We start from the raw sequence: 23,121 nt of genomic DNA, 5'->3' as shown, positions 1-23,121 counted from the left end.
TTTTTATCTTTCGGCCGCCTTGGGGCGGTAGCCTTTAAACCTGGCAAAGTTGCGATAGAACGTGCTTTTCGTGGCATAGCCGGCCCGCTGACCCAGCTCCTCAACGGTGATGCCGGGCTCTTGTTGCAGCACCCGCTCGGCATAGTCCACGCGCAGCCGGTTCACATACTCGGAGAACGTCATGCCCAGCTCCTCGTTCATGGCCTGCTGCACGTAGCGGCGGTTGGTGCCCAGCCGTCGGGCCACATCATCAACCTTAAGATCGGGCAGCAGGTAGAGCTGCTCGTCGCTCATCACCCCACGCACCTGCGCCAGCCACTGACCCATACTTTCAGCCTCGGGCGCGGCCTCCGGCCCGTCTGTTCCGAGCTCCACGTCCTCGAAAGAGAACTGTTGCCGATAGCCGCAATAGCCCAAAGCAAAGAGCAACATACTGAACATCACAAACGGAATGGCCAGCAACCACAGCCGTCCGGCAAAGTAATGGCGACCAATGGCATTAGCTGTAAACGACACGATGCACGTCGCCACCATCAACACCAAGATGGTGGTCACACCGCGAAGCCGTCGGTTGTCCGTGTCGGCATACAGCGAATCGACCAGCCGGTTGTAGCGTCTCACCTTGCGTGTGCCCACCCACAGCGTCACAACCACGCCGACGGCAAACAGCACTTTGCCTGCATGGTGCACGACCGCCATCCACCAAACCAGCCCCGCAAGGCTGTCAAAACTATTGCGATAGAGGTAAGCCTCGATGAAATGGGCCGTTTCCAACGGTGTCATCAGCAGGTAGAGGGCACCCACCACAACGCCAAATGCCACCGGAGGCACAGCCACCAGGAGATTCGTCGATCGGCTCACCCGACCCTCGGTGAGCCGGACGAGATAGCGCAGATACAGCGGGAACACGGCCAGATTGCAGACCACATAGAGCGTGTCGAAGAGCGGAAGCAGCAGCGTGTCGCGGTTGAAGAAGACGCAGTGCCCCATATATAATAAGGTGGCGGCCGCTGCCCACAACAGCAGGGCGCGGTGTGCCGCCCGGTCGCCGTGCTCCTTGACATCCAAGGCCAGCATCGCCATCCAGAAAGCACAAACCAGCATGGGGGCCACCGTAATCATTGACTGGGCCATAGATTGTCGTTCGTAGGTTATGACTTGTATTTGTACCGGCTGCAAAGATAGCGCATTTTTCCGAAACGACAACTTGTTTTCCGAAAATTGAAAGCAGGACTCCGCAGTCCGTTCCTCCTCCTTGTCGCAGCCTGTCACTGCTGCATGCATGGCTATGCACTGTCCTCAAACATGTTGCACTTCGCGCAATATCGTGGCCTTGACAGTCTCCCACGTCAACGTACTGAACATCCGAGGCATCAACTGCTCCTCGGCATCTTCAAAATAAGAAAGGCTCATCAGGGCTCGAAACTCGTTATGTTCAGGGTATTTGCGCCGGTAAAAAGTCATCAATTCACGCAACGTGTAATGTTGTAAAAGGAAGATATCGTCGGGCAGACGGCCGAACAGATCCAAATCCACCGACTGACGGTGTCCATACTGCAGGGCCAACGCCGTACCTCCTACAAGCCGCATGTCTGCAAACAGCGGTTCGGCCATGAGCCGTTTCAGGAGTTCCAGGGTGTGGGGTTCGACTGTCTGGTACGATAACATCTGTAGTCTTCCTTTCTGGTTTGCGAGATAGCGCATATATACGACAGGCATACCGGGTCGAGTGTGCGCAGTTGCTTGCACACCTCCACGATTTTGTCAAGTCCATAGTAATCCCTAATCAGGCGCCAATCGCTCAGTTCGCCGTACTCCAGCACGCGCTGCACAATCTGGGCCGGAGCCCGGTCCATGTCGGCTTGCGCCAAGTCAATGTCCCAAAACAAATGGCTCGACAACCGCCCGATACACTCTTGACTACTCATGGTTTTCTTTCCTTTTACATTCCGAGTCAACGGATTCACTGCAAAGATAGGCGTTTCCCGCCAAACCTGCAAGGGTCGGAGGATTTTTCTCTGTCCTTTCAGAATCAGAGGAACAAAGGGGGCGGATATGGGGGAATTTGCTTACTTTTGCAACATGGAACAGCACATCGAACTACAAGAACAATACCTGCGCGACGCCACCGATCTGCTCCGTCGGCTCATCGCCACGCCGTCCGTGAGTCGCAGCGAAAGCCAAGCCGCTACCATCATGGAGGCAACCATCCGCAGCTACGGCTTCGAGACCCGCCGCGAAGCCAACAATGTATGGGCCGTGGACCCACTGTACGACCCCGATCGCCCCACGTTCCTGCTCAATGCACACCTCGACACCGTGAAGCCCGTGGCCACGTGGACGCGCGACCCCTACGCCCCCACCCTCGAAGACGGCACGCTTTACGGCCTGGGCAGCAACGACTGCGGCGGCGGACTGGTGACGCTGCTGCAAGTGTTCCGCCACTTCTGCCGCGAGCGGGCCGAGAGGCCGAGGGGCTTCAACCTGGTGTATCTGGCCTCGGCCGAGGAGGAAGTGTCGGGCCGGGACGGCATCTGCCGCGCCCTGCCCCTGCTGCCCCGCGTGGACGCGGCCATCGTGGGCGAGCCCACGGGCATGCAGCCGGCCATCGCCGAGAAAGGACTGATGGTGCTCGACCTCGTTGCCCACGGCAAGAGCGGGCACGCCGCACGGGACGAGGGCCAGAATGCCATCTACGAAGCACTGGACGACATGCAATGGATTCGCGACTACAGGTTCGACCGTGTGAGCCCGTTGCTCGGCCCGGTCAAGATGACTCTCACCGTGGTCAACGCCGGCACGCAGCACAATGTGGTGCCCGACCGCTGCACCATGCTCGTCGACGTGCGCCCCAACGAGCTCTACACCAACGAAGAAATCTACGACATCGTGTGCCGAAACGTGCGCAGCGAGGTGCGCGCCCACTCGTTCAGGCTGCATGCTTCGCACATCGACGAGGGCCATCCGCTGGTGCAGCGGTGCCTCCAACTCGGGCTCAAACCCTTCGGTTCGCCCACGCTGAGCGACCAGGCACTCATGCCATTCCCCTCGCTGAAACTCGGTCCCGGCGAGTCGGCACGGTCGCACAGCGCCGACGAATTCATCCGCATCGACGAGCTGGCACACGCCCTCGACCTCTACCTGAGCCTGTTGGGCGGACTGTAAAAAGGAGAAGTGGAAAGGCTGCAAAAGCGGCGCGGCAGCGCGGCAAAAAGGCCATGGTGTTGCTGTCACGCCTCCACGCCGGTGCGATTGCACCGCAAAGGCCGCGCGATAACGGCGTAAACGCCGCATGAAAACGCCGCAAACGCATCGCGTTTACGGCGCAAAGCCAACGCCATGAAAGCGCAAAGCCGCACCGGCAGCCGCAAGGCGGGGGTGTGGCAAATGCTAAACTTGCTGTCAAATGGCAGAGACACATGCCTTGTGTGTCCGTAAATAGAGCCATCTATGTCCGTAAATAAAACCATGCCGTGGACGCGCCTTGAGCGCGTCCACGGCATGCAAATTCCAATTATATTGTTTCGTCAAAGCGCCGCTCCGCCGTCGTGCCCCTCCCATGGAAGGGGTGAGAGGAGCTGTCAGGGAGTCATCGGCGCAGCCACACCTCGGGATTGAGCTTGGTTCGCTCCTTGCGCAGCTGGAACTGGAGGATGTTGTCGGCCCCCACCGAACCGAGCGCCTGGCCCGTGCTTACCTTTTGACCGCGGCTCACGCTCACCGACTTCAGGTTGCAGTACACCGAGATGTAGGCGCCGTGGCGCACCATCACCACCATGCTGCCTCCGTAGCCGATGACCGCGCTCACCTCGCCGTCGTAGACCGAACGGGCCTGACAGCCGTTGCCGCCCATGATATTGATGCCCTTGTTGTCGAGCGTCACGCCGCGAAGTCCCTCCACATTGTACTGCCCGTAGTGGCTCACAATCTTGTAACCACCCGTGATGGGCATGGGCAGACGGCCGCGGTTGGCCTCGAAGCCGCTGTTCATCATGCGGTCCACGGTGGAGAATTTCTGCACCTCCTCGGCGTCCTGCCGTGCCTCGGCAATCTCTTTCTTGGCGCGGGCAGCGTCCACCTCTTCTTTCAGCTCGGCGGCGCGTCGCTGCGACTCGGCCTCGCGGGCCGCCTGTTCGGTGGCGGCTTTTCGGGCTTCGGCCTCGCGGGCGGCCTGCTCCGCACGGGCGGCCTTGGCAGCCAGGTCGCGTGCAGCAGCCTGCTGGGCGGCACGCTCCTGGGCCGAGGCTTGCTCGGCCGCTTTGCGGCGGGCCTCGGCGGCAGCCTGTTCGCGGGCTTCGCGGGCCTTGGCTTCGGCGGCGGCAGCCTGGCGGGCCTCCTCCTTGAGCCGGGCCTCACGGGCTCTGGCCTCGGCAATGCGGCGGGCGTTCTCGCGGGCGGCAGCCTCGGCTTCGGCTTTCTTGCGGGCTATCTCGACCTCACGCCGCTTGGCAGCCTCAGCCGCAGCGGCACGCCGCTTGGCCTCGGCCTCGGCACGCGCGCGCGCTTTCTGTATCTCGATCTCCACCAGTCGGTCTATCTGTGCATTGAGGGCGGCGTCTTTCTTGTGCTGCTCGGCAATGATGGACTGGATGGTCTTCTGCTGTTTCTGCAATCCCTGCACCACCTGCTGCTGCTCGTTCTTGCTGCTTTCGAGCCGGCTCTTCTCCTCGCGTCCCTTGGAGAGCAGGGTGTTCTTCTGCCCCTTCACCTGTTGCAACTGGAGATGCTTGGCGTTCACCTGGTTCTGCTTGGCCTTCACGGCCTCGCCCTGCGCCCGCTGATACTGCGCGTATTCGCGCACGAAACGCAGCCGGCGGTACATCTGATAGAAGTTCTTGGCCGAGAAAACGAACATCAGTTTGTCCTGCACTGAGCGGTGACGGGCCATGTAGCGCATGGACTTCACGTAGCGGGCCTGCCGCTCCTTGAGCTGCTGCTCGAGGGTTTCGAGCTGTGCATTGAGAATGCCGATGTTGCCTTCGATGTGCCTGATGTCGGTCTGGATGCCCTCGATGTTCTTCTGCCGCTGGTCTATTTCGCCGTTGATGACAAACAGATTGCGTAGCCGCTGCTCCACGTCGGCACGGTTGGCCTTGAGCGCCTGCTCCTGTTCCTTGATTTTTTTCTGGATGGCCGCCCGCTGATTTTGCAGTCCGCGGATGGACGAGTTGGTGTAGGTGGCCGTGCGGGCGGCGGGCGTCTTGGCGGGCTTGGCAGCCGGGCGGGCGGTCTTCGCCGTGCGCTTGGAGGTGGGCGCAGCCGTGGCGGGCCGCTTGGCCGGTGCGTGCTTGCGGGTCTGGGCACCGGCGGTCGAGGTCAGGGCCAGGGCCAGCACGAAAGTGATGATGCGTCTCATTTACATGTTTAATAATTTGCCCAGAATATCCTTGGCCTCTATCTGCTTGTACTTGGCCGACACGGTGGTGCGCGGTTCCCAGCCGTCGGTGGTCTTGAGGTCGCCCATTTCGAGCTTCACGATGGTCTTCTTCACCTTGTCGGTAGCCGTTGTGGTGAACGAGAACTGCTGGGTGGCGGGGAAGATTTTCGAGCCAAGCGGCTTGAAGTTGGCGTAGTCCCACGTCAGATCCGACTGGCCGTGGCCCGCACTGCTGTAGGCCACGCGGGCCTGGTCGATGCGTCCGCTCGTGCGGTCGGCCTGCCACACGTAGCTCATCGGACCGTTCTCCAGGCTCACGGGCAGCGTCTGCCCCACCCCGTCAATCGTCACGTCGAACTTCTGCAGGTCGCTCTCGCCCACCCGTGACGCGCCGGGCAACAGCAGCTGGTTCCAGAAGAGGGCCTGGAGAGAGTAGAAGTTGAGCCCGTTGTCCTGCAGGAAGTCGAGCTGCGTGTAGTCGCCCTTGACATACTGTTTGTGCAGTCGGTCGACCACGAGCACATAGTCGGGCGTGAACTCCAGCCGCCCCACCTCGGTGCCGAGCAGGGGGATGAACAGCTGCAAGCGGATGACCTCGTCGCGCCGCATGTGCAGCGAACCGGGCACGGTGACGTCGCGATCGCCCATGGTTGCGGTGAAGGTCATGTCGGCTACAATGTTCCGGGCATAGACCTTATGGTCGCTCACTTTCTGCACGAAGGCCAGTTTGCGGGCCTCTTTTGTGGCAGCGGCGTCGCCCTTGACCACCACGCCGGCCGGCCGTTCGGCCACGAGGGCTTTCTTGGCTCCGCACGAGGCCAGCAGCAAAGGCAGCCCGAGGAGCAGGGAAAACAGGGATTTCTGTATCTTCATCGTCATAGTTGCTAAATGGTTTCGGGTTATCTACGCCCTGCCTTGCGGGCCGGGCGGCGGGCGGCTGACGGACGGACGGGCTGTATCTTGCGCATGAGGGCCGTGCGGTCGGCCCCGGCCGCGATGGCCCGCTGCCAGTAGGCCACGGCCGCCGGACGGTCGCCCGTCTTGTCGTAGATGTCGCCGGCATGCTCCAGCACGTCGGCGTTCAGGGTGGAGTCGGGGGTATTGGCCAGGGCTTGGTCTATGTAGAGCTTGGCCTCGGTGTAGCGGCCCTGGCGATAGAGCACCCAAGCGTAGGTGTCGAGATAGGTGGCATTCTTGGGTTCGGCCTTGACGGCGCGCGCGCTCATCTCCTCGGCCTTCTTGAGGTCGCCGCCCTCTATGGAGAGGAAGTAGGCATAGTTGTTGAGCGTCATCACCTGGTCGGGCTTCCATTGCAGGCAGCTGTCGTAGGCGGCGTAGGCTTTCTTCAGCTCGCCTTTGTTGTGGTATATCTCGCCCATGATGGCGTAGAAGTCGCTCACGATGGCCGGATCGCTCTTGTCATTAATCTCTGCCGTACCTCGCTGAAAGGCGTCTAGGGCCCCGTTGTCGTCCTTTTGGTAGTAGCGGGCAAGGCCTGTAAAGTAATAAAACACCATTTCATCGGGGTTGTATAGCATGCCCGGCTCGCTCAGAGCAGCTATCTCCGTCCAGTTGCCCTTGCCCCATTTGTTTCGGATGAGCTGCAGGCGGGCACCTCCGTTGTCGGGTGCCAGCCGCAGCAACTGCACGAGTGCCGAGTCGGTCTGGGCCGCGGGCATCTTCTTGAGCGTGTAGTAAGCCACGCGCATCTCGGCCACCTGGGCGTCGCGCGGGGCCACCTGCTGCATGCGGTCGAGGAGCGAAATGATGAGAGTGGAGTCGCCACCCTGCTGCTCGTTCTCCTGAATGGCCTGGCGCATGAACTGAATGCGGTTGTCGGCGGGCGTGTTGCGGCCCAGCAGCACGCGTTCCATCATCTGACGAGCCAGCGAGTCCTGCCCTGCGGCCCGATAGTAGTCATACATGGAGCTGAGGGCGTAGGTGTTGTCGGGCTCCTCTTTCAGAGCCCCGGCAAACAGCGGATAGGCCTCGGCCGGCCGGCTGTTCTGCATGAGCCAATTGCCCAGCATGATGCGGTAATTCAGGTCGTTGGGGTGGCTGTCGGCCAGTTGCCGCAGGGTGCGGTAGGCACTTTTCGTGTCGCCTTTCAGCTCGTAGGCTCCCATTCGGGCCAGCGCAAGCTGCTCGCTCTCGCCCTCCACCTGCTCCAGGCGGGCTATGGCGTCGAGCATGTGGTCGTAGTCTTTCTGCTGCTTGTAGAGCTGCACGAGGATGTTGAGCACGGCGCTGCGGTCGCGGTGGAGGGCATAGAGCTGCTCGTAGGCCTCGACGGCCCGGGCGTAATTGCCCGTGCCGATATAGTATTGGGCCACCTTTTCTTGATACACGTCGTTGTCGGGACTGAGCCGGGCGGCCCGCTCCAGACGGGCCAGAGCCAGCGAATCCTGATGGAGCCGGGACAGATAGGGGGCCTGCAGGTAGTAGGCTTCGGCCGCATGGGGGTCGATACGCAGACAATGGTCCAGCAGATCGAAGGCGGCGGCGTGGTGCCCGGCATTCTGCTGGCGCACGGCTTCCAGGAAAAAGTATTGGTAGCGCAGCCGGTCTGCGGGGCTCAACGGAGCCACGGCAGAGGCTGCAGGAGGAGTGGGTTTCTGCTTCCGGGCCTTGCCCATGACGGGTGCGGACAGGGCCAACAGCAGGGCTAAGGCCGCTGCGAACGGAAACCTATGTGTGCGTTTGCTGTTCATCATGCGTACTGCGTTCACTTCACGCCGGTGTGGCCGTAGCCGCCGGCACCGCGTTCGGTCTCGTCGAGCACGTCGACGGGCTCGAGTTCGGCCTGCTCGTAGCGGGCTATGACCATCTGGGCAATGCGCTCGCCGGCATTGACCACAAAGTTTTCTTGGGAGAAATTGACGAGCAGCACCATCACCTCGCCCCGATAATCGGCGTCGATGGTGCCGGGCGTGTTGAGCACAGTCACCCCATGCTTCAGGGCCAGACCGCTGCGAGGGCGCACCTGCGCCTCGTAGCCCTCGGGCAAGGCAATGCGCAAACCCGTGGGGACAAGGCGGCGCTCCAAAGGCCGGAGCACCATGGGGGCATCGATATTGGCTCGCAGGTCAAGGCCCGCACTCTGCTCGGTGGCATAGGCCGGCAGGGGCTGGCGGCCGGTGTTGACAACTTTGATTCTTACCATAATAAGTGCAAAATTACGCATTTCCATGCAGACGGGTTCATTTTAAATATTAAAAAGACAGAAAATTGGGGAAATAGACGTATCTTTGCGCCTAAACCACAAGATAAAACGACACCAAGAACACGACGACATGAACTGGAAACAACTCATCTCCAACAGGCGGCTCGGACAGGAAGACACGCATCCGCTGCGCCATGACGACCGCTCCGAGTTCAAGCGCGACGGCGACAGGCTCATCTATTCGGCCCCTTTCAGGCGGTTGCAGAACAAGACCCAGGTGTTCCCGCTGCCGGGCAGCGTGTTTGTGCACAACCGGCTGACACACTCCCTGGAGGTGTCGTCGCTGGGCAAGTCGCTGGGCGACGACGTGGCCACGCGGCTCATCGAGCGGCACCCCGAACTGCGGGGCACGCTGTTCGAGGAGATTGGCACCATCGTGCAGACGGCCGGATTGGCCCACGACATGGGCAACCCGCCCTTCGGGCACTCGGGCGAAAAGGCCATCCAGACCTATTTCACCGAAGACGAGGGCAGCTGTCTGCGCGGCAAGGTGAGCGAGGCTTTCTGGAACGACATCACGCATTTCGAGGGCAATGCCAATGCTTTTCGCCTGCTCACCCACCAGTTTGCCGGCCGGAGACCCGGCGGCTTTGTCATGACCTATGCCTCGCTGGCCGCCATCGTGAAGTATCCCTTTGCCAGCAGCGTGGCGGGAAACCACGGCAAATTCGGATTCTTCGGCACGGAAGAACCCACTTACCGCAGGATTGCCGAGGAGCTGGGCATCGTCCGCCTGTCCGCCCCGGGCGAGCCCCTGCGCTGTGTACGCCACCCGTTGGTCTACCTCATGGAGGCGGCCGACGACATTTGCTATGAGATTATGGATATTGAAGACTCCCACAAACTGAAAATTCTCTCGTTCCAAGAAACCGAGGAATTGCTCATGGGATTCTTTGACGACGACATGAAACGCAGAATCAGGCAGCGGCTGGACAAGGAAGGCGTGACCGATCTGAACGAGCAGGTGGTGTACATGCGGGCCTGCGTCGTGGGCAAACTGGAGAACGAATGCGTGAAAACCTTCGTGGAACACGAGGAGGAGATACTGGCCGGCACCTTCCAAGGCAGCCTCATCGATAACATTGCACAGCTGCAACGCGAGGCCTACAAGCGATGCGCCGCCCTGTCATACAAGAAAATATACCGAAGCAAACCCGTGCTCGACGTGGAACTGAGCGGTTACAAAATCATGGAGACGCTGATGCAGACACTCATCGGGGCCGCCGTGCACCCTGAAAAATTCCACAGCCAGCAGCTCATCGGGCGATTCAGCAGCCAGTACGACATCCAGAGCGAAAGCCTGGAGACACGCATCATGGCCGTGCTCGACTATATCAGCGGCATGACCGACGTCTATGCGCTGGACGTTTACCAGAAAATCAACGGCATCTCACTGCCTATCGTGTAGGCGGCATGCAAGTGCGCTCTCCCACAGGAGGGGGAACTGAAAACAGAAAAGGCAAGTGTGCGAAACCCGCACACACCTTAATCGGACACATTTTGATGGGCTGCCGCACGGCCGCTCATGCTGGAGGGTGCCGGGGGGAGACTTTGGTTGACGGCTTCGGGATGCTCGTCGACAAAGCTGTTGATGTGGCGCACGCGCTTCTCCTCGAAGATTTCGTCCATCGCAATCAGGATGCCACTCTCCTCAACATTGCCAAACTCACGGTTGATGCCCGTGCCGAAGAACTTCATGGTGGGGCTCAGATTCATGTAAGCATTAATCAGCGGCGGGATGTTGAAGCCCAGATTGCGTATTTCCCGGTTCAGAATGCGATAGTCTTTCCTAAAGTCGTCTTCACAGAAAATGCGGGACAATTCTTCTTCGTTAGTGCTCGTTTTCAACGGATTCATCGGTACAACGAGCTGCTCGTGGTCGCCAAAGTGCTTGCGCAGGAAGTAGAGTATCATGTCGCGACCACGACTTACGAACGAGGGATACATCGTCATCTTACCAAAGAAATACTTGCAACGGGGGTTGATGACCGTCAGGGCGCCGAGGCCGTCCCACAAGTTGTCGAGGGCAAAGATGGACTTGGTGTTCCTGCGCACATTCTGATACTCCAGCGAAACAAACGAGCGGCCCAGCTCAACAGTATAGGGAGCATACTCGCGCATGAAGTTTTCAGAGAAGCGGAACATGTGGCTCATGGCCAAATTGGGCTGTCCATCGGCATTGAGCCGCCAATTCTCGCCGAAGAGATAACGGTAGCCGCCAATGATTTCTTCGGCTTCGGGATTCCACACCACCAGCTGGCTGCAGCCGTTTTCCATGGTGTCGAACTCGTCTATATCCGCCGACTTGCCGGTGCCGCCGCCCGAGGTGCGAAAGGCCAACTCGCGCAACCGCCCTATCTCCAACATCACATTCGGGGCGTTCTGGGCCGTCACGATGTAGATGTCGTTGTGGCTCTTGTTGGTCGTCCGCAGCAGACGTTCGTGCGTCAGCTCGCTTTTCAACAAATCCTTACTAATCGGCTGGATAATCTGTTCTTCCATAAACACTTGTTATTTAAGGTCACTCGCCTCTAAGGCCGGCAGGACCCGCTTGTTCGTACACGCGATCTTCAACGAATTTAGCCCATTCCATCGGGGTTCGACTCTTGTCGAAAGTCTGCCAGGGAATGGGCTTGCCAATGACGATTCGGAAGTCTTTGTGCACGTTGCGATACATCTCGTCCACCAGAAACAGCATGGCAAGATTCACCTTGAGCCCAAGCCGACTCTGCCATTTGGCTATGCGATAAAACCGTTCGGAATTGCGCCCGCTGAAATAAATGGGCACCACGTCGCGCTGATACTCCACGCTCTTGGTAATAAAAGTCTTTTTCCACGGCAGGTCATGGATGATACCGCCCGTCTTACGGGAATTGAGACCGGCTGGAAACATCAGCATGTGGTTGTCGCTCTGGAAGCCCGACTCGACCATTTGGGGGAAATTGCGACCTTGGCGTCCTGTCTTGTTGATGCCGATACAAACTGGCTTCAAGCCCGGGAGAAACATCAACAGGTCGTTGACCAGGTAACGAAACCGGCCGTCGTAGTGCTTGCCGATGATGGAGCCAAGGCACACACCATCCTGACCACCCAGCGGATGATTGGACACAAAGGTGTAGAGCCGACCGTCGTTCTTGTCGGGCAGATTCTCTTCGCCCTCTATCGTGACGTGCATATCAAGATAACGGACACACTCGGCAAGCCACTCGGTGCCCACCTTGTCACGACTTTTCCACAAGAAATCATTAACCTCGTCCTCGTGAACCATGCGTTTCAGCCAAGCTACGACCATTCGGGGCAAAAATTTCACCTTGTCGCCCATCTTGCTGCGCAGCACTTTCTCAATATCAATGATCTTGTCTGCGGCCCTGTCCGTAGCCTGGCTGGTCTCCTTTTCTATGCTTTCGCTCATCCTTTACGCCATACTAAACAGATGCAAAAATAGCATTTCTTTTTCTAAATTCCTTAATCTTGTACAAAAAAGTTTGTTTTTTGTGGGTTATGCAAGCAAAAAGAAGCCAAATGAAGAACTATCCCTCAATGAAGCCGAAGCGCCTCCTGAATCCTGTGCACCTAAGAAAAGCCCCTCACACAACGGGCACGTCTTGCCTTGAAACAATAAAAAACGCACATTCATAAAAATTGTGGGGCAAAGTGGCGCAAAGTGGGGAATTTTGCGTAACTTTGGGGGCGAATAGAGCTTATAGATGTACGCATGCGTTTTTTAGGTAATATTGAAGCCAAGGTTGATGCGAAAGGACGGGCATTTCTGCCGGCCTCTTTCCGCAAGTTGCTCACGTCGCCCGACGAGGAGAACCTTGTGCTGCGCCAGGACATCTTCGAGAACATTTTGGTGATTTATCCGGAGAGCGTGTGGAACGCACTGATGGACGAGATGCGCCATAAGCTCTCGCGGTGGGACCGCCGGGAGCAGATGGTTTACCGAACATTCGTGAGTGGCGTCATCAATATCAGCGTGGATGCCACGGGACGCATCCTCATTCCCAAGCCCTTTCTCCAGACCGCCGGCATCAAGCAGTCGCTGAGATTCGTGGGTATGGGCGACTCCATCGAGATTTGGGCCAACGACCCCGAGGCCTCGCAACCGTTCATGGACAAGGATGCCTTTGGCGCCGCCTTGGAAGACGTGATGAAAACGACAACCGCAGAATGACAAAGACCGCAGAGACTTACCATGTACCCGTGCTCTTGACCGAGAGCATTGATGGGCTCAACATCAAACCGAACGGCATCTACGTGGATGTTACCTTTGGAGGCGGCGGGCACTCGCGAGAGATCCTCTCGCGGCTTGGTCCGGAAGGACGGCTCTACAGCTTCGACCAGGACGCCGACGCGGAACAGAACGCCGCTTTCACGTCCAGTGCATCGCACCCGGCACCGGGGAATTTCACCTTTGTAAGGTCGAACTTCAGATACCTGAAAAACTGGATGCGCTACTACGGTGTGGAGCAGATAGACGGGGTGCTGGGCGACCTCGGCGTATCAAGCCATCACTTTGATGACGAGAGCCGCGGGTTCTCTTTCCGCTTCGATGCCCCGCTCGACATGCGGATGAACAAACGTGCGGGGAAGACAGCGGCCGACATTGTGAACGACTATGAGGAAGAACGGCTGGCCGACATCTTCTATCTCTACGGCGAACTGAAGAGCTCGCGTCGCATTGCAGCCACAGTGGCCAAGGCCCGACAGGACAAACGCATTGTCACGACACAGGATTTCATCCAGGCCGTGGAGCCCCTCTTCCGGCGGGAGCGCGAAAAAAAAGATATGGCCAAGCTGTTTCAGGCCCTGCGCATTGAGGTGAATCACGAGATGGCCGCACTCAAAGAGATGCTGGCCGCCGCCACCGAACTGTTGCGGCCGGGTGGCCGGCTGAGCGTCATCACCTACCACTCGCTGGAAGACCGCATCGTGAAGAACGTGATGAAGACCGGCAATGTGGGGGGCAAGATACAACAAGACTTCTTCGGACGCATTGAAAGTCCCTATACGCTCATCAACAACAAGGTGATCGTGCCCGGCGAAGAAGAGCAAACCAGAAATCCGAGAAGCAGAAGCGCGAAACTGAGAATTGCAGAGAAGAAATGAAAGAAGACGAAACCAAACAGGACGACAACAAGGAACTGACCGAGGGTGAGGGCCTCTCACTCAAGGAAGTGATTCAGGAACAGGCCATCGAGGGCGAGGCCCCGCTGTCGCGCACCCTCTCCCTGCGCAAGATTCTTGGTGGCGACATCCTCAACACGGCCATCATTCGACGACAAATCTGGCTCTTCGTGCTCATCGCTTTCTTTATGCTGCTCTATATCTCCAACCGTTACAGCTGCCAGCAGGACATCATCGAGATAGACCATCTGCAGACACAACTGCAGGATGCCAAGTACAAGGCACTGTCGAGCAACAGCCAGCTCACGGAAAAGAGCCGCGAGAGCAATGTGCTCAACGAGCTGAAGAACAACAAGGACAGCGTGCTGAAGATGGCCAGTCAACCTCCTTATATCATTAATGTGCCCGAAGAGAAGTAGTCGCTCATGAGCAAGTTTGACAATAAAAAGATTATCCCCCGATACCGGGCCATCGCCATTCTGATGACCTTGCTGGCTCTTGCCGTCCTCGTCAAGGCCAGCTACATCATGACGGCCAAGCGCGACTACTGGACGAAAGTGGCCAGCCGGGTGAAGAAAGACAGCGTAGAGGTGGTGCCCGTGCGCGGCAACATACTGAGCTGCGACGGCCAGCTGCTGGCTTCTTCGCTTCCCGAATTCAAGATCTACATGGACTTCAGGCAGCTACACGAGGCTGGCAACGACTCGCTGTGGCATGCCAAGATAGACAGCATCTGCAACGGATTACACGACATCTTCCCCGAACAAAGTGCCACGGCTTTTAAGAATCACTTGGCCGAGGGCATGAAGAAAGAGAAACGCCACTGGCCCATATGGCCGAAGCGCATCAACTATAACACGTTCTCCGAGGTGAAACAGCTGCCCGTGTTCCGGCTGTCGAAGTTTCAAAGCGGCTTTCATTGCGACGAGCTGAACTCGCGCGAGCGGCCCTACGGCACGCTGGCCGGGCGAACCGTAGGCGACATGTATGCCGCCATGAACGACGGCCGCACACCGCGGTGCGGCATCGAACTGTCGTACGACTCACTGTTGCGGGGCACCAATGGCATCAAGCACCGCCGGAAAGTGCTCAATAAATTTCTGGACATCATGGACATACCGCCCATCGCTGGAGCCGATATTGTGACCACCATAGACGTGAGCATGCAGGATTTGGCCGAGCGATCCGTCATCAACGAACTGCGCGAAATCAACGGTAACGTGGGCGTGGCCATTGTCATGGAGGTGCAGACGGGCGACATTAAAGCCATCGTCAACATGGAAAAGTGCGTCGACGGCGAGTACCGCGAAATTAAAAACCATGCCGTCAGCGACCTGTTGGAGCCCGGTTCGGTGTTCAAGCCCATCTCCATTATGACCGCACTGGAAGACGGCATGTGCGACACCAACAAAGTGGTAGAGACCGGTCCCGGCATCTGGCCCATGTACGGGCGCGAGATGAAAGACCATAACTGGCGGCGCGGAGGCTATGGAACAATGAACTTGCCCAAGACGCTGAAAGTGAGTTCCAACATCGGGGTGAGCCGTATCATCGACGAATACTATCACAGCAACCCGGAGAAATTCGTGCGTGGAGTGTACCGCTCGGGCATTACGGCCGACTTGCATATCCCCATTGTGGGGGCAGCATCGGGCAAGGTACGGATGCCCATGAAGAACAAGCGCGGCGAATGGACGAACTGGAGCAACACGGCACTGCCCTGGATGAGCATCGGCTATGAGACCCAGATACCTCCCATCTCGACCTTAGCGTTCTACAACGCCATTGCCAACGGCGGACGCATGATGCAGCCCCGCTTTGTAAAGGCTGCCATCAAGGACGGCGAGGTCATCGAGGAGTTCCCGCCGCAGGTGGTGAAAGGCCATGAACAGATCGCCTCGCCAAAGGTTATCAAGGACATGCAGGAGATGCTGCGCAAGGTGGTAAGCGAGGGACTCGGCAAGAAAGCCGGCTCCGAATCGTTCCAAGTGGCCGGCAAGACGGGCACCGCACAGATGTCCAAGGGCGCCGCAGGGTACAAGAGCGGCACGATGAACTACCTGCTCTCCTTTGCCGGCTACTTTCCTGCCGACAATCCTCGCTACAGCTGTATCGTGTGCATCCAGAAGTCGGGACTCCCGGCATCGGGCGGCGGCATGAGCGGCGTGGTGTTCCATCACATTGCCGAGGGCATCATGGCCCAGGATATTCGGCTCGATGTCAAAGATGCCCGCGACTCCGCATCGGTGTTCGTCCCCGACGTGAAAGACGGAAACATCCTTTCTGCCGACTATGTGCTGTCGCATCTGGGCATCAAGACCAATGCCGACTTCTCAGGTTCAGCCATCACTGCGTCCCGGAACAAGATATGGGGCATTGCCGAGAAGCGGCAGAATCTCGTGGCTCTGCTCCGCCGCAACGACCTCGGCAACCGATACATCCCAGACGTGAGCGGCATGGGCGCACGCGATGCAGTCTACCTGATTGAGAAGCGGGGCGTGAAATGCCGCCTCCTCGGACGGGGACGGGTGGTGAAGCAAAGCCTGGAACCCGGACATTTCATCAAGAAGACAAAGGGAGAAACCTGTGTCCTCACGCTGGAATGACAGCCCCGCGGCTCCATGTCAAGAACTATAAACCAAGCAAGAATATGAAGATTCAAGAGTTGCTGAAGAACATCAGGCCGCTCGCCATGGCCGGCGAGACAGATGTGGAAATCACAGGTGTAGACATCGACTCGCGCCAAGTGAAAGACGGTCACCTCTTTGTGGCCATGAAAGGGACACAGGTAGACGGCCATCTGTTTATCCCAAAGGCCATCGAACTCGGAGCCAAGGCTGTGCTCTGCGAGGATATGCCCACGGAGAAAGCACTGGGCGTGACCTACGTGCAGGTGGAATCCACGGAAGATGCAGCTGGCAAGGTGGCTACCCTGTTCTACGGAGACCCCTCGCGCAAGCTCAAGCTCGTAGGTGTGACAGGCACCAATGGCAAGACTACCATCGCCACCTTATTATATAATATGTTCCGCAAGATGGGTCACAAATGCGGTCTGCTCTCCACCGTCTGCAACTACATCGAGGATGAAGCCATCCCTGCCGACCATACCACTCCCGACCCCATCGAACTGAATATGCTGCTCGCCCGCATGGTCGAAGCCGGGTGCGAATATGCTTTTATGGAGTGCTCCAGCCACGCTATCGCCCAAAAACGCATCGCCGGACTGAAGTTTACCGGCGGCATCTTCACCAATCTCACCCGCGACCACCTGGACTATCACAAGACATTCGAGAACTACCGCAACGCCAAAAAGGCCTTCTTCGACGGGTTACCCAAGACAGCCTTTGCCATTACCAACGCCGATGACAAGAACGGCATGGTGATGGTGCAGAACACCAAGGCCGTGGTCAAGACCTATTCCATGCGTCAGATGGCCGACTTCCGGGCCCGCATCATCGAGATGCACTTCGCCGGGATGTACCTTGATGTAGACGGTCATGAGGTGGGCGTGCAGTTTATCGGCAAGTTCAACGTGAGCAACCTGCTCGCCGTCTACGGTGCAGCCCGCATGCTGGGCAAGCAGCCGGAAGAGATTCTCGTGGTGCTCAGCACGCTGCACAGTGTGAGCGGCCGGCTGGAACCCATCACCTCACCCGAGGGCTATACGGGCATTGTGGACTATGCACACACTCCCGACGCACTGGCCAACGTGCTCAACGCCATCCACGAAGTACTCAACGGCAAGGGACACGTCATCACGGTCTGTGGTGCGGGTGGCAACCGCGACAAGGGCAAGCGGCCGCTCATGGCCCAGGAAGCCGTGCGACAGAGCGACCGTGTCATCATCACGAGTGACAACCCACGCTTCGAGAACCCGCAGGACATCATCAACGACATGCTGGCCGGGCTCAATGCAGACCAGCAGAAAAAGGTCATCAGCATGGCCGACCGCCGGGAAGCCATCCGCACGGCCTGCATGATGGCCCGGAAAGGCGACGTGATTCTCGTGGCTGGCAAGGGCCATGAGAACTATCAAGAGATTCAAGGCGTGAAGCATCACTTCGACGACCGCGAGGTTCTGCGCGACATTTTCGGCATCGGGAAATAGGGCTGCAGCCTCCCCCTATCCAAAAACATCAAAAGAGTATTCGCATGCTGTATTATCTTTTTCGGTTCCTGGAACAGTTTGGTATCTCCGGCGCACGCATCTGGGGCTACATTTCTTTCCGTGCCTTGCTGGCACTCATCCTGTCTCTTGTCATCTCAGCCTGGTTCGGCGAGCGCTTCATCAAGTATCTCAAGAGCAAACAGATTACAGAGACACAGCGTGATGCCAAGATCGATCCGTTCGGTGTCAAGAAGATTGGCGTACCCTCAATGGGCGGAGTCATCATTATTGTCTCCATCCTCATTCCGGTTTTGCTGCTCGGTCGTCTGCGCAACATCTATCTGATACTGATGATTATCACCACCCTGTGGCTGGGCTTCCTCGGCGGCATGGACGACTTCATCAAGATTTTCCACCGCAACAAGGAAGGTCTCAAGGGCAAGTACAAGATCGTGGGGCAGATAGGCATCGGCTTGATTGTCGGTCTCGTGCTATGGGGATCGCCCGACGTGAAGTCCAACGAGAACATCGTGTTAGAGCGGCAAGGGCAGGAAGTGGTCGTCAAGCACCGAGCTGAGGCCCGCAAGACGCTCAAGACCACCATCCCGTTTGTCAAAGGGCACAACCTCGATTACTCCTCCATCATGTCGTTCTGCGGCAAATACAAAACAGCTGCCGGCTGGATCCTCTTTGTCATCATGACCATCTTTGTGGTAACAGCCGTCAGCAACGGTGCTAATCTCAACGACGGCATGGACGGCATGTGTGCAGGCAACTCGGCCGTCATCGGCGTGGCCTTGGGCATTCTGGCCTATGTGAGCTCGCACATTGAGTTCGCTGCCTACCTGAATATCATGTACATTCCCGGCTCGCAAGAGCTGGTTGTCTTCATGTGCGCCTTTGTCGGAGCCCTCATCGGCTTCCTCTGGTACAATGCTTACCCGGCCCAAGTGTTCATGGGCGACACCGGATCGCTCACCATCGGCGGCATCATCGCCGTGAGTGCCATCATCATTCACAAAGAATTGCTGCTGCCCATCCTCTGCGGCATCTTCTTTGTTGAGAGCCTCAGCGTTATCTTTCAGGTGTGGTATTACAAGCTCGGCAAGCACAGAGGCATCAAGCAACGCATCTTCAAGCGCACGCCCATTCACGACAATTTCCGCATCACCGAGGAGCAGCTGGACCCCGATTGCCACTATCTCATCAAGAGTCCGCACTCGCCCAAGCACGAAGCCAAGATCACCATCCGCTTCTGGATTGTCACCATTATCCTTGCAGCCCTCACCATCATCACGCTCAAAATAAGGTGACGCTCAGGCGGATGCCGACCGAAAGACATTGAAGAGGCGGCACACAGCACGCATCAGGTGCCAGGCATCCGGCATCATGAGGCAAGTTAACACGTAAAGAAGAAAGAAGAATGAAAAGAATCGTAGTATTGGGAGCCGGGGAGAGTGGCGCGGGAGCCGCCGTCCTGGCCCAGAAAGAAGGCTTTGACGTTTTCGTGTCCGACACTTCGCTCATCAAGGACAAGTACAAGAAGATACTCGATGACCACAGCATAGCTTGGGAAGAAGGCCACCACACGGAGGCCAAGATTCTGAATGCCGACGAGGTCATCAAGAGCCCCGGCATCCCCAAGGAGGCTCCGATGGTGCAGAAACTCATGGCCCAAGGCACGCATATCATCAGCGAAATCGAGTTTGCCGGCCGCTACACCAATGCCAAGATGATTTGCATCACGGGCAGCAACGGCAAGACCACCACCACCTCGCTCATTTATCACATCTTCAAGGCCGCCGGTTACGATGCCGGACTGGCCGGCAACATCGGTCACAGCCTGGCCTTGCAGGTGGCCGAGGAGCCACACGAATACTACATCATCGAGCTGAGTTCGTTCCAGCTCGACAACATGTACAACTTCCGAAGCAACATTGCCATCCTGCTCAACATCACGCCCGACCACCTCGACCGCTATGACTTCAAGTTCCAGAACTACGTCGATGCCAAGATGCGCATTCTTCAGAACCAGACCGAGGACGACAGCTTCATCTTTTGGAACGACGATCCTGTCATCAAGCAGGAGCTCGACAAGTACGACATCCGCGCCGTAAAGTGTCCTTTCTCCGAGCTCAAGGAGAAAGGTAGCATCGGCTACATGGAGGAGGGGCAGTACAAACTGGAGTTCCCAACCCCGTTTAATATGGAGCAAGAGGAACTCTCGCTCACGGGCAAACACAATATCTACAACTCGCTGGCGGCCGGTCTGGCCTCCAACATCAGCGGCATCAAGAAAGAGATTATCCGCAAGAGCCTGAGCGACTTCCCCGGAGTGGAGCACCGCCTGGAAAAGGTGTGCGACGTGGCCGGCGTGCACTATATCAACGACTCCAAGGCCACCAACGTAGACGCCTGCTGGTATGCCCTGGAAAGCATGCGCACTCCCACCATTCTCATCATCGGTGGCAAGGATAAAGGCAACGACTACTCGGAAATCCAAGAACTGGTGAAACAAAAATGCGTGGGCCTTGTCTATCTGGGTGCCGACAATGCCAAGCTGCACGCCAATTTCGACCATCTAGGCATCCCCGTCCGCGACACCCACTCCATGCAGGAGTGCGTGGCCGCCTGTTACGACATGGCCCGGCCCGGCGACACCGTGCTGCTCTCCCCCTGCTGCGCCAGCTTCGACCTTTTCAAGAATATGGAGGATCGCGGCGACCAGTTCAAGACACTGGTCCGAAACCTTTAATCCCTGCCCACAAGCCGAATGAACAAAAGACTCGGAAACATATTCAAGGGCGACAAGGTCATCTGGATGGTCTTCTTCTTCCTTTGCCTCATCAGCATCGTCGAGGTGTTCTCCGCCTCGTCTGAACTGACTTACAAGGGGGGCAACTACCTTGCGCCTATCATCAAGCACATCCTTATCCTCGGCGTAGGAATCCTGCTCATGGTGGTCACACTGAACATCAAGTGCCGTTATTTCAAGATAGGCACCTTCCCGCTGCTCCTCATTTCTTTCCTCACGCTGATATGGGTGTACTTCGCCGGACAGTCCACCAACGATGCCCAGCGCTGGATTTCCATTCTGGGCATCCAGTTCCAGCCCTCCGAATTTGCCAAGGGGGCCATGGTTTTGGCCACCGCCCAGATTCTCAGCGCTATGCAAACCGATACCGGGGCCGACCGCCATGCCATGCCCTACATCCTCTCCGTGGGCGTGTTCATCATCCCACTCATCGGAGCAGAGAACCTCTCCACCGCCGCCTTGCTCTGCGTGGTGCTCTTCTTCATGATGGTCATCGGCCGCGTACCCGGCCAGCAACTCGGCAAGCTCATCGGGGCCGTGGTGCTGCTCATCACCGGTGTCGTGACGCTGGTCATGGTGCTGGGCACCGACATCAAGGAGCAGTCGCCCGAGAACAACCTTACCGAGCAGGTGGCGCAGACCGGCGGACAGTCCGAGGGCAAGCGCAGCAGCGGAGTGCTCCACCGTTTCGACACTTGGAAATCGCGCATCGACAAGTTTCTCGACAACAAGGAAGTGGCTCCCGAAGACGTCGACCTCGACAAGGACGGACAGGTGGCACACGCCAACATTGCCATAGCCACGAGCAACGTCATCGGCAAGGGCCCGGGCAATTCCGTGGAGCGCGACTTCCTGTCTCAGGCGTTCTCCGACTTCATCTACGCCATCATCATCGAGGAGACGGGCATTGTGGGCGCCGCCTTCGTGGCCATGCTCTATATCATCCTGCTCTTCCGCACGAGCCGCATTGCCAGTCGGTGCGAGAACAATTTCCCGGCTTTCCTGGCCATGGGGCTGGCCCTGCTGCTGGTTACACAGGCCCTTTTCAACATGTGCGTGGCCGTGGGCCTGGCCCCCGTCACCGGGCAGCCGCTGCCTCTGGTGAGCAAGGGCGGCACCTCATCTGTCATCAACTGCGTCTACATCGGGGCCATCCTCAGCGTGAGCCGCTCGGCCAAGCGCGCCGCCACTATCCGCAACGAGAGTCCAAAGCCCCTGGCAGCCGAAGCATAAGTGGCTCATACTTAGCGTAAAAAATAAATAAAGTGGGGTGAAAATGGCCAAATCATATTTTTTTTGATTACTTTTGCCGAAAATAAACAAGGTCAAATGGACAACGAATTGAGAATCATCATCAGCGGAGGCGGTACCGGAGGCCACATCTTCCCGGCCGTCTCCATTGCCAATGCCATCAAGGCCAAGCATCCCGATGCCAAGATTCTGTTTGTCGGTGCACTCGGACGCATGGAGATGCAGCGCGTGCCGGCGGCAGGCTACGAGATAAAGGGCCTCCCCATCTGCGGCTTCGACCGCAAGCACCTGCTGAAAAACATCGCCGTGCTTTTCCGCATTTGGAAAAGCCAGCGCATGGCCAAGCGCATCATCAAAGACTTCCGCCCCATGGCGGCCGTGGGCGTTGGCGGCTATGCCAGCGGCCCCACCCTCAACGTGTGTGCCGAGCGCGGCATCCCCTGCCTCATCCAAGAGCAGAACAGCTACGCCGGGGTCACCAACAGGCTGCTGGCCAAGAAGGCTGCCAAGATATGCGTAGCCTACGAGGGCATGGAGCGATTCTTCCCGGCCGACAAGATTGTCATGACCGGAAACCCCGTGCGCCAGAACGTGCTCTCCACGCCGCTCTCCCGCGAGGAGGCCCGGCGCCAATTCGGTCTCGCCCCCGACAAGAAGACCATTCTGCTTGTGGGCGGCAGCCTCGGCGCACGCACCGTCAACGAGAGCATGCGCCGCCACCTGGCCGAGGTCAAGTCCTCGGAGGTGCAGTTCATCTGGCAGACCGGCAAATTCTACAATGACGAGATGAACCAGGCCGTGGCCGCTTTCGGCGACATCCCCAATCTCAAGGTTCTCGACTTCATCAGCGACATGGGTGCGGCCTATCAGGCGGCCGACCTTGTCATCAGTCGCGCTGGTGCCAGCTCCATCAGCGAGTTCTGTCTCATCGGCAAGCCCGTCATTCTCGTGCCCAGTCCCAATGTGGCCGAAGACCACCAGACCAAGAACGCCATGGCCCTCGTGAGCCACGACGCCGCCGTCTACGTGAAGGATGCCGACGCCCCCGACATGCTGCTGAGCACCGCCCTGCAGGTTGTGGCCGACGATGCCAAGCTGGCCTCGCTGAGTGCCAACATCCAGAAACTGGGCCTCAAGGATTCGGCCGACATCATCGCCGACGAGGTGGTGAAGCTGGCCCGCACCGCCCGTTAACGACACATCGCAAACATTTCGCACAA

20 protein-coding genes are annotated in these 23,121 nt (G+C 58.0%); 11 read left to right on the top strand and 9 right to left on the bottom strand.

Going from position 1 to position 23,121, the window contains the following annotated elements:
• Nucleotides 1-3 precede the first annotated feature (3 nt).
• The 3 genes from L888_RS0105490 to L888_RS13430 all read right to left on the bottom strand — a co-directional run bounded on the left by L888_RS0105490 (nucleotide 4) and on the right by L888_RS13430 (nucleotide 1,928).
• Nucleotides 4-1,134, bottom strand: a complete 1,131-nt coding sequence (locus L888_RS0105490; RefSeq protein ID WP_005845759.1) for an AraC family transcriptional regulator — start codon at nucleotides 1,132-1,134, stop codon at nucleotides 4-6.
• A gap of 165 nt (nucleotides 1,135-1,299) precedes the next feature.
• Complete coding sequence (locus tag L888_RS0105485; protein ID WP_027952152.1) at nucleotides 1,300-1,668, bottom strand: nucleotidyl transferase AbiEii/AbiGii toxin family protein; 369 nt, start codon at nucleotides 1,666-1,668, stop codon at nucleotides 1,300-1,302.
• Nucleotides 1,623-1,928: a DUF6922 domain-containing protein gene (locus L888_RS13430; protein WP_044248762.1), complete on the bottom strand. Its 306-nt coding sequence runs from the start codon at nucleotides 1,926-1,928 to the stop codon at nucleotides 1,623-1,625. The genes L888_RS0105485 and L888_RS13430 overlap by 46 nt, the downstream gene beginning before the upstream one ends.
• A gap of 154 nt (nucleotides 1,929-2,082) precedes the next feature.
• Between L888_RS13430 and L888_RS0105480 the strand changes: the two genes are divergently transcribed.
• Entirely contained in the window at nucleotides 2,083-3,165 is a 1,083-nt protein-coding gene (locus L888_RS0105480; RefSeq protein ID WP_044248759.1) for a M20 family metallo-hydrolase, read from the top strand.
• A 424-nt stretch (nucleotides 3,166-3,589) separates the two neighbouring features.
• Here L888_RS0105480 and L888_RS0105475 read toward each other — a convergent pair whose 3' ends face one another.
• The 4 genes from L888_RS0105475 to dut are packed head-to-tail and all read right to left on the bottom strand — an operon-like array spanning nucleotide 3,590 to nucleotide 8,540.
• Nucleotides 3,590-5,356, bottom strand: a complete 1,767-nt coding sequence (locus tag L888_RS0105475; RefSeq protein WP_027952150.1) for a murein hydrolase activator EnvC family protein — start codon at nucleotides 5,354-5,356, stop codon at nucleotides 3,590-3,592.
• Nucleotides 5,357-6,256, bottom strand: coding sequence for a DUF4292 domain-containing protein (locus L888_RS0105470; RefSeq protein WP_027952149.1), 900 nt, complete (start codon nucleotides 6,254-6,256; stop codon nucleotides 5,357-5,359). It abuts the gene before it with no gap.
• Nucleotides 6,257-6,276: 20 nt separating this feature from the next.
• Entirely contained in the window at nucleotides 6,277-8,091 is a 1,815-nt protein-coding gene (locus tag L888_RS0105465) for a tetratricopeptide repeat protein (protein WP_027952148.1), read from the bottom strand.
• Between the two features lie 11 nt (nucleotides 8,092-8,102).
• Nucleotides 8,103-8,540, bottom strand: coding sequence for a dUTP diphosphatase (dut, locus tag L888_RS0105460; RefSeq protein ID WP_027952147.1), 438 nt, complete (start codon nucleotides 8,538-8,540; stop codon nucleotides 8,103-8,105).
• A 130-nt stretch (nucleotides 8,541-8,670) separates the two neighbouring features.
• On the opposite strand from dut, the gene dgt reads away from it, so the two are divergent.
• Entirely contained in the window at nucleotides 8,671-10,008 is a 1,338-nt protein-coding gene (gene dgt, locus L888_RS0105455; protein WP_027952146.1) for a dGTP triphosphohydrolase, read from the top strand.
• Nucleotides 10,009-10,085: 77 nt separating this feature from the next.
• Here dgt and L888_RS0105450 read toward each other — a convergent pair whose 3' ends face one another.
• Together L888_RS0105450 and L888_RS0105445 are read right to left on the bottom strand one after the other, a co-directional pair.
• Nucleotides 10,086-11,102, bottom strand: a complete 1,017-nt coding sequence (locus L888_RS0105450) for a GNAT family N-acetyltransferase (protein WP_005845747.1) — start codon at nucleotides 11,100-11,102, stop codon at nucleotides 10,086-10,088.
• A 19-nt stretch (nucleotides 11,103-11,121) separates the two neighbouring features.
• Nucleotides 11,122-12,012, bottom strand: coding sequence for a glycerol acyltransferase (locus L888_RS0105445; protein ID WP_027952145.1), 891 nt, complete (start codon nucleotides 12,010-12,012; stop codon nucleotides 11,122-11,124).
• Nucleotides 12,013-12,315: 303 nt separating this feature from the next.
• On the opposite strand from L888_RS0105445, the gene L888_RS0105440 reads away from it, so the two are divergent.
• From L888_RS0105440 to murG, 9 genes are all read left to right on the top strand, one after another.
• Nucleotides 12,316-12,774: a division/cell wall cluster transcriptional repressor MraZ gene (locus L888_RS0105440; RefSeq protein ID WP_005845744.1), complete on the top strand. Its 459-nt coding sequence runs from the start codon at nucleotides 12,316-12,318 to the stop codon at nucleotides 12,772-12,774.
• Entirely contained in the window at nucleotides 12,771-13,709 is a 939-nt protein-coding gene (rsmH, locus tag L888_RS0105435) for a 16S rRNA (cytosine(1402)-N(4))-methyltransferase RsmH (RefSeq protein WP_027952144.1), read from the top strand. The genes L888_RS0105440 and rsmH overlap by 4 nt, the downstream gene beginning before the upstream one ends.
• Nucleotides 13,706-14,146 carry an FtsL-like putative cell division protein gene (locus L888_RS0105430; protein WP_005845741.1) on the top strand — a complete coding sequence of 147 codons (441 nt, stop codon included), beginning with the start codon at nucleotides 13,706-13,708 and terminating at the stop codon, nucleotides 14,144-14,146. Before rsmH ends, L888_RS0105430 begins: the two co-directional genes overlap by 4 nt.
• 6 nt (nucleotides 14,147-14,152) lie before the next feature.
• Complete coding sequence (locus L888_RS0105425; RefSeq protein WP_027952143.1) at nucleotides 14,153-16,333, top strand: penicillin-binding protein; 2,181 nt, start codon at nucleotides 14,153-14,155, stop codon at nucleotides 16,331-16,333.
• Between the two features lie 44 nt (nucleotides 16,334-16,377).
• On the top strand, nucleotides 16,378-17,835 hold the full coding sequence (locus tag L888_RS0105420) for a UDP-N-acetylmuramoyl-L-alanyl-D-glutamate--2,6-diaminopimelate ligase (protein ID WP_027952142.1): 1,458 nt from the start codon (nucleotides 16,378-16,380) through the stop codon (nucleotides 17,833-17,835).
• A gap of 44 nt (nucleotides 17,836-17,879) precedes the next feature.
• On the top strand, nucleotides 17,880-19,148 hold the full coding sequence (gene mraY / locus L888_RS0105415) for a phospho-N-acetylmuramoyl-pentapeptide-transferase (RefSeq protein WP_005845738.1): 1,269 nt from the start codon (nucleotides 17,880-17,882) through the stop codon (nucleotides 19,146-19,148).
• A 110-nt stretch (nucleotides 19,149-19,258) separates the two neighbouring features.
• Complete coding sequence (murD, locus tag L888_RS0105410; protein WP_027952141.1) at nucleotides 19,259-20,590, top strand: UDP-N-acetylmuramoyl-L-alanine--D-glutamate ligase; 1,332 nt, start codon at nucleotides 19,259-19,261, stop codon at nucleotides 20,588-20,590.
• Nucleotides 20,591-20,608: 18 nt separating this feature from the next.
• Nucleotides 20,609-21,883, top strand: a complete 1,275-nt coding sequence (locus tag L888_RS0105405) for an FtsW/RodA/SpoVE family cell cycle protein (RefSeq protein WP_027952140.1) — start codon at nucleotides 20,609-20,611, stop codon at nucleotides 21,881-21,883.
• A 96-nt stretch (nucleotides 21,884-21,979) separates the two neighbouring features.
• Nucleotides 21,980-23,095 (top strand): undecaprenyldiphospho-muramoylpentapeptide beta-N-acetylglucosaminyltransferase, encoded by a 1,116-nt coding sequence (gene murG, locus L888_RS0105400; protein ID WP_027952139.1) that lies wholly within the window; start codon nucleotides 21,980-21,982, stop codon nucleotides 23,093-23,095.
• The last annotated feature ends 26 nt before the right edge of the window (nucleotides 23,096-23,121 follow it).

The organism is Hallella seregens ATCC 51272, from assembly GCF_000518545.1.
Taxonomy (GTDB): domain Bacteria; phylum Bacteroidota; class Bacteroidia; order Bacteroidales; family Bacteroidaceae; genus Prevotella; species Prevotella seregens.
The sequence above is the reverse complement of the archived record's forward strand: the minus strand, read 5'-3'. Positions and strand labels throughout refer to the sequence as shown.

What these genes read in the sequence shown, in the direction of transcription:
- L888_RS0105490 (WP_005845759.1), bottom strand. Translation starts at nt 1,134, where the DNA reads ATGGCCCAGTCAATGATTACGGTGGCCCCCATGCTGGTTTGTGCTTTC.
- L888_RS0105485 (WP_027952152.1), bottom strand. Translation starts at nt 1,668, where the DNA reads ATGTTATCGTACCAGACAGTCGAACCCCACACCCTGGAACTCCTGAAA.
- murD (WP_027952141.1), top strand. Translation starts at nt 19,259, where the DNA reads ATGAAAAGAATCGTAGTATTGGGAGCCGGGGAGAGTGGCGCGGGAGCC.
- rsmH (WP_027952144.1), top strand. Translation starts at nt 12,771, where the DNA reads ATGACAAAGACCGCAGAGACTTACCATGTACCCGTGCTCTTGACCGAG.
- L888_RS0105440 (WP_005845744.1), top strand. Translation starts at nt 12,316, where the DNA reads ATGCGTTTTTTAGGTAATATTGAAGCCAAGGTTGATGCGAAAGGACGG.
- L888_RS0105405 (WP_027952140.1), top strand. Translation starts at nt 20,609, where the DNA reads ATGAACAAAAGACTCGGAAACATATTCAAGGGCGACAAGGTCATCTGG.
- murG (WP_027952139.1), top strand. Translation starts at nt 21,980, where the DNA reads ATGGACAACGAATTGAGAATCATCATCAGCGGAGGCGGTACCGGAGGC.
- L888_RS0105470 (WP_027952149.1), bottom strand. Translation starts at nt 6,256, where the DNA reads ATGACGATGAAGATACAGAAATCCCTGTTTTCCCTGCTCCTCGGGCTG.
- dgt (WP_027952146.1), top strand. Translation starts at nt 8,671, where the DNA reads ATGAACTGGAAACAACTCATCTCCAACAGGCGGCTCGGACAGGAAGAC.
- L888_RS0105445 (WP_027952145.1), bottom strand. Translation starts at nt 12,012, where the DNA reads ATGAGCGAAAGCATAGAAAAGGAGACCAGCCAGGCTACGGACAGGGCC.
- L888_RS13430 (WP_044248762.1), bottom strand. Translation starts at nt 1,928, where the DNA reads ATGAGTAGTCAAGAGTGTATCGGGCGGTTGTCGAGCCATTTGTTTTGG.
- L888_RS0105480 (WP_044248759.1), top strand. Translation starts at nt 2,083, where the DNA reads ATGGAACAGCACATCGAACTACAAGAACAATACCTGCGCGACGCCACC.
- L888_RS0105425 (WP_027952143.1), top strand. Translation starts at nt 14,153, where the DNA reads ATGAGCAAGTTTGACAATAAAAAGATTATCCCCCGATACCGGGCCATC.
- mraY (WP_005845738.1), top strand. Translation starts at nt 17,880, where the DNA reads ATGCTGTATTATCTTTTTCGGTTCCTGGAACAGTTTGGTATCTCCGGC.
- L888_RS0105430 (WP_005845741.1), top strand. Translation starts at nt 13,706, where the DNA reads ATGAAAGAAGACGAAACCAAACAGGACGACAACAAGGAACTGACCGAG.
- L888_RS0105420 (WP_027952142.1), top strand. Translation starts at nt 16,378, where the DNA reads ATGAAGATTCAAGAGTTGCTGAAGAACATCAGGCCGCTCGCCATGGCC.
- L888_RS0105465 (WP_027952148.1), bottom strand. Translation starts at nt 8,091, where the DNA reads ATGATGAACAGCAAACGCACACATAGGTTTCCGTTCGCAGCGGCCTTA.
- L888_RS0105475 (WP_027952150.1), bottom strand. Translation starts at nt 5,356, where the DNA reads ATGAGACGCATCATCACTTTCGTGCTGGCCCTGGCCCTGACCTCGACC.
- dut (WP_027952147.1), bottom strand. Translation starts at nt 8,540, where the DNA reads ATGGTAAGAATCAAAGTTGTCAACACCGGCCGCCAGCCCCTGCCGGCC.
- L888_RS0105450 (WP_005845747.1), bottom strand. Translation starts at nt 11,102, where the DNA reads ATGGAAGAACAGATTATCCAGCCGATTAGTAAGGATTTGTTGAAAAGC.